At 29.8% G+C, this 5483-nt stretch carries 6 protein-coding genes; 3 read left to right on the top strand and 3 right to left on the bottom strand.

Going from position 1 to position 5483, the window contains the following annotated elements:
* Positions 1 to 211 (top strand): hypothetical protein (locus ABY863_RS12590; RefSeq protein ID WP_372795374.1); only part of this gene is annotated, 211 nt, incomplete at its 5' end.
* A gap of 21 nt (positions 212 to 232) precedes the next feature.
* Here ABY863_RS12590 and ABY863_RS12585 read toward each other — a convergent pair.
* Positions 233 to 799 (bottom strand): DUF3109 family protein, encoded by a 567-nt coding sequence (locus ABY863_RS12585; protein WP_372795372.1) that lies wholly within the window; start codon positions 797 to 799, stop codon positions 233 to 235.
* Positions 800 to 891: 92 nt separating this feature from the next.
* On the opposite strand from ABY863_RS12585, the gene ABY863_RS12580 reads away from it, so the two are divergent.
* Both ABY863_RS12580 and ABY863_RS12575 read left to right on the top strand, forming a co-directional pair.
* Positions 892 to 1473 (top strand): MarC family protein, encoded by a 582-nt coding sequence (locus tag ABY863_RS12580; protein WP_372795370.1) that lies wholly within the window; start codon positions 892 to 894, stop codon positions 1471 to 1473.
* Between the two features lie 7 nt (positions 1474 to 1480).
* Positions 1481 to 2095: an FAD-dependent oxidoreductase gene (locus ABY863_RS12575; protein WP_372795368.1), complete on the top strand. Its 615-nt coding sequence runs from the start codon at positions 1481 to 1483 to the stop codon at positions 2093 to 2095.
* A gap of 33 nt (positions 2096 to 2128) precedes the next feature.
* Here ABY863_RS12575 and glmS read toward each other — a convergent pair whose 3' ends face one another.
* Positions 2129 to 3979 carry a glutamine--fructose-6-phosphate transaminase (isomerizing) gene (gene glmS / locus ABY863_RS12570; RefSeq protein ID WP_372795366.1) on the bottom strand — a complete coding sequence of 617 codons (1851 nt, stop codon included), beginning with the start codon at positions 3977 to 3979 and terminating at the stop codon, positions 2129 to 2131.
* A 15-nt stretch (positions 3980 to 3994) separates the two neighbouring features.
* The coding region (locus ABY863_RS12565) for a DUF4270 domain-containing protein (RefSeq protein WP_372795364.1) at positions 3995 to 5483 on the bottom strand (1489 nt) is incomplete at its 5' end.

The raw sequence follows: 5483 nt of genomic DNA, 5'->3' as shown, positions 1-5483 counted from the left end.
TTCTCTTTTAAGCCAAATTGGATTAAAAATAGTGGCATTTACTATTGAAATGGTATCAATTTCAACTGCTATTTATATTCTAATTCATTTATATGAAAATTCTTCAGAATTAGTGCTGTCTTTTAAAATTATGGATGCTTGGTGTGATTTATTTTCATACCCTAAAAAATTTCCTATCCTTGTAAAATTACAAAATATTAATTTTTTCTAAGCTAGTTATGTTTTATAAATATTACTTCTTATAATTTTCAGCTACTTTTTCAAGTTCTGCATACCAATCTTTCCCAAATTTTCTTATTAAAGCTTCTTTTACAAATTTGTAGACTGGCACTTGTAATTCTTTTCCTAACGTGCAGGCATCATCACAAATTGGCCACTGATGATAATTTACAGCTGAAAATTCACTGTATTCCATAATACGAACTGGGTATAAATGACAAGAAATTGGTTTCTTCCACTTTATTACGCCTTGGTTATAAGCTTCTTCAATACCACATTTTGCAGTATTTTTATCATCAAAAATAACAAAAGCGCAATCTTTTTCATCAATTAAAGTTGTTTCATATTCACCTTCAATGGTGATAAAAAGTCCTTGATCGTTAATTGCTGCAATTCCTTCTGGTCTTAAAAACGGTTTAACTTTTGGGTAAATATCTAATAATATTTGAAGTTCATGTTCTTCTAATGGAGCTCCGGCTTCTCCATCTATACAACATTTTCCTTTACACGCTGATAAATTACAGACAAATTCCTTCTCTATAATATTTTCTGAAACTATGGTTTTTCCTAATTGAAACATCCTGCAAAAATAAACTATTTTTTTACATACTTTTACTATAATTTAAGTAGTGATTTTATACTTTTGCCAACCTTACTAAAAAAAGTGAAATAATGGAATTAAATTTTAAAGAAATCTTAACTGCCACTATGGTGTTATTTGCTGTAATTGACATTATTGGAAATATCCCAATTGTGATAGATTTACGCGTTAAATTTGGTCATATTCAATCTGAAAAAGCTTCATTAATTGCTGGTTTAATTATGATTTCTTTCTTATTTTTAGGAAAAAGTATTTTAAATTTAATTGGAATTGATGTTAACTCATTTGCAGTTGCAGGTGCTTTTATTTTGTTTTTTTTAGCATTGGAAATGATTTTAGGTATTTCTCTGTACAAAGAAGAAGAAACAAGTGCAAAAACTATTTCTGTATTTCCATTGGCTTTCCCTTTAATTGCAGGACCTGGTAGTTTAACAACCATTTTATCGTTAAGAGCCGAATATGACACAATTAATATTGTAATTGCTATAATTATTAATATGATTTTTATGTATATTGTATTAAAAACATCTGTGAAAATTGAAAAGATTTTAGGTAAAAATGGTATTAATATTTTAAGAAAAATATTTGGAGTTATTCTTTTAGCTATTGCTGTAAAATTGTTTGCTACAAATATTCAAGGTTTAATAAAATAATAAAATTATGAACTCTTTTGACGTATTAATTATTGGTGGAAGTGCTGCTGGATTATCATGTGCTTTAATTTTGGGATCGGCTGTGAATAAGCCTTTTGCAAAAGATAAAAAGATTGGTATTATAACACATCAAAAAAGTTCAGCATTAAAAAGTGCCGTACTTAATAATGTTTTAGGTTTTAAAAAAGGAACTACAGGTGATGAAATTCTTGAAAGTGGTTTAGTCCAACTTTCAGAAGTATATCCAGAGGTTGTTCAAATTGAGAAAGAAAAAGTGACTAAAATTGAGGGAATATCTCCTGATTTTACTGTTTTTACAAATAAAAATAGCTACAAAACAAAAATGGTTGTAGTTGCAGTTGGTCCTTCAAATCTTTTTAATATTGAAGGATTAACAAAATTTGTAGTGCCTCATCATAATTTACCGCCTCAAAAAGAACGTATTATGCTAAAAAATGTAAATCATTTGGTTTTTGAAGGTGTTTTTGTAGCGGGTGTTTTAGCCGGCCACATTAGTCAGTATGCAATAGCTGCAGGTAGTGGAGCTCAAGTTGCAACTGATATTTTAAAAATATGGAATCATGGTAATATTACTATGATTCATGATGCCATTGAACAATAAAATGTTTTCTTAACGTATAAAAATCTCTTCTTTTTATTCTACGGTAACTGATTTCGCTAAATTTCTTGGCTGATCTACATTACAACCACGCATAACTGCTATATGATATGAAAGTAATTGCAAAGGTATTGTAGCTAATAATGGTGTAAAAGCTTCCTCAGTTTCAGGAATTTCTATAATGTGATCTGCGAGACCTTTTACAATTGTATCTCCTTTAGTAACAATGGCAATAATTTTTCCCTTTCTGGATTTTATTTCCTGGATATTACTTACAACCTTGTCATAATGCCCCTTTTTTGTTGCAATAACAACTACTGGCATAGATTCATCAATTAAAGCAATTGGACCATGTTTCATTTCAGCCGCAGGATATCCTTCTGCATGAATATAAGATATTTCTTTTAATTTTAAAGCACCCTCTAATGCTACTGGAAAATTATATCCTCTTCCTAAATATAAACAATTTGGAGCGTCTTTATAAATTGAAGCTATTTCTTCTACAATTGCATTAATTTTTAGCGTTTCCTCTACTTTAGAAGGAATCAAACTCATTTCTTGAATGTATGCATTAAATTGTGAATTTGAAAGTTCTCCTTTTAAATTACCTAATTTTAAAGCCATTAAAGCAAGTACTGTAATTTGAGTTGTAAAAGCTTTTGTTGAAGCAACACCAATTTCAGGCCCAGCATGTGTGTAGGCACCTGTATCTGTTTCTCTGGCAATAGATGAACCTACCACATTACAAACTCCAAATACAAAAGCCCCCTTAGATTTTGCTAATTTTATAGCAGCCAATGTATCAGCTGTTTCACCTGATTGTGATATTGCAATAACAATATCTCCTTTGTTAATTATTGGATTTCTATATCTGAATTCTGATGCGTATTCCACTTCAACAGGAATACGAGCTAAATCTTCAAATAAATATTCAGCAACTAAACCAGCATGCCAAGAAGTACCACAGGCTACAATTATAATACGGTTTGCATTTAAAAATTTAGCAATGTTATTATCAACACTACCCATTTTAATAATGCCTTGCTCTGGTAAAAGACGTCCTCTATAAGTATCTAGAATTGCATTAGGTTGTTCATGAATTTCTTTCAACATAAAGTGATCATAACCACCTTTTTCTATTTGTTCTAAATTTAGTTTTAGCTCTTGAATGTTAGGTTCAACAAAAGAATTATCTTGTATTTTATGAATTCTTATATCTTCACCTATTTTAATTATTGCTAACTCTTCATCGTCTAAATATACTGCATCTTTTGTAAATTCAATAAATGGTGAAGCATCAGATGCTACAAAAAATTCTTCATTATTTTTACCAATACCAATGGCAATTGGGCTTCCTAAACGTGCAACAACTATTTCATCTGGTTTTGAAACATCAAAAACAGCAATTGCATAAGCTCCAACAGCATTTGTTAATGCTAATTGAACTGCTTTTTCTAAGGAGCAATTATTCTTTTTTTGAACTTCTTCAATTAAATTAATTAAAACTTCAGTGTCTGTATCACTTTTAAAGGTATATCCTCTAATTATAAGTTCTTTTTTTAGAGTATTATAATTTTCAATAATACCATTATGAACAATTACTAACTTTCCTGAATTTGAAATATGTGGATGAGAGTTTTCATTATTGGGAACTCCATGAGTAGCCCAACGCGTGTGACCCAATGCTAAATTACCTTCAACATTGCTTTTTTCAACTAGTTCTTTAAGGTCTGAAACTTTTCCTTTTGTTTTATATAAATTAGCTTTAGAATCATTCATTAAAATAATTCCGGCACTGTCATAACCTCTATACTCTAACCTTTGTAATCCATTTATTACAATTGGGTATGCTTTTCTATAACCTAAATAACCTACAATGCCACACATTAATATTTGCTTTAATTAATTATTAATTTCGGAATATGAAATTTCTAGCTTAATTCTCTTTTCACCTGCACTAATATCACTCCCAAATAAAACAACACCTCTTGGATTCCAACTAAAGTTTTTAATTGTAGTATCTGTAATATTCAATGGTGAGTCTGTTGAATTATATACTTTTAATCCTAATTTCACTAAATCCAAAGGCTCATTAGAAGTTAATAATTCCGAAATATAGTCTGTTATTTTAAATACATACCTATACGGTTCCCCTGCATCATCTCTTTCTAATGTACCACCAAAGGAGTTTAAACCTTCGGTAATCATATCTAATAATTGTTCATTATCATCGTAATTATATAAGAAAAGTTGTTCTGGCTCAATATCGCTTGAAGCATTTTGATCTACATAAAAGATTAAACTTGCATCTGTTATTAGCCAATTGTTGTCTTGTAAATCTGCCAGTTGTTCTCCAATTTCTGTTAATTCTATAGTTGCTATAGAACCTGCAGCTCCTTGCACGTACAATCTGTCATTTCCACTTGCTTTTGAATTATCCCTATCTCTTTTTAAAACATTTGATTTTATAGTACCAAAAGGAAATACATATTGTTGTTTAACTCTAACAATTCCTTCTCCTTTTACTCCATTGCCATTCAAATCAAGACCTTCATAGGTTATAACTCCATTTTCATCGGTTATCTCTATACCTTCATCCTCATCATTTGAGTAATAAATAGTCATTTTAGCTTTTGTCAAATCTAATGGAATTAAATGTGATTTTTCCACCGCTAATTCTTCAGCTTCAATATATAAACCCTTAAATTCTTTTTGAAACGCTTCTGTAGATAAAAACTCAACTCCAGATGCATTATCAACAAAACGCTCTTGAATCAAGCCTTTATTTAAATGAATTTTAAGACTAGGGCCTAAATCTGATTGTTTAATTGTGTCTTTGTCATAAACTGTTACCCCATCAAACAAATATCTATTAACATATACAACAGTATCATTAGGGTTCACCTTATAATTACCCGTATATAATGAACTACCTTGTTTTACATAATCTCTATCAGAGTAATAAAGCATAGTTTTTGTTGGATCATTAGGATCTAAAGTATTTAAAAAAGTCCCTAATTCAAAAACATTTAGTTGAAACTCAACATCTGATTCTCCAAGAACATCATCTAAACTAAATTTATTTACTCCATTAATAATGGTATCTAAAGTAGACTGGTAAGGCACATCAACTATAACGTCATCTATAGTTACATTATCTCCATAATTATAATTTTCACCTGTAACTGGAAGATTTAACTGAGTTACTATAGAGGCTTTTAATTTTCCGAATTCAGTATCTGAATAAACGCCTAATAAATATAGAGGTACTCCATTTGAAATAACTCTGTCTACATCTTCATTGGCTGTTATTACTTCATAAACTGAATTTTTAGTATTAAAAATACCATTATCAACCAGATTAACGCCTATACTTTCTATTTCCTTTTCA

It is taken from the genome of Lutibacter sp. (genome assembly GCF_041562875.1).
Classification (GTDB): Bacteria; Bacteroidota; Bacteroidia; order Flavobacteriales; family Flavobacteriaceae; genus Lutibacter.
The sequence above is the reverse complement of the archived record's forward strand: the minus strand, read 5'-3'. Positions and strand labels throughout refer to the sequence as shown.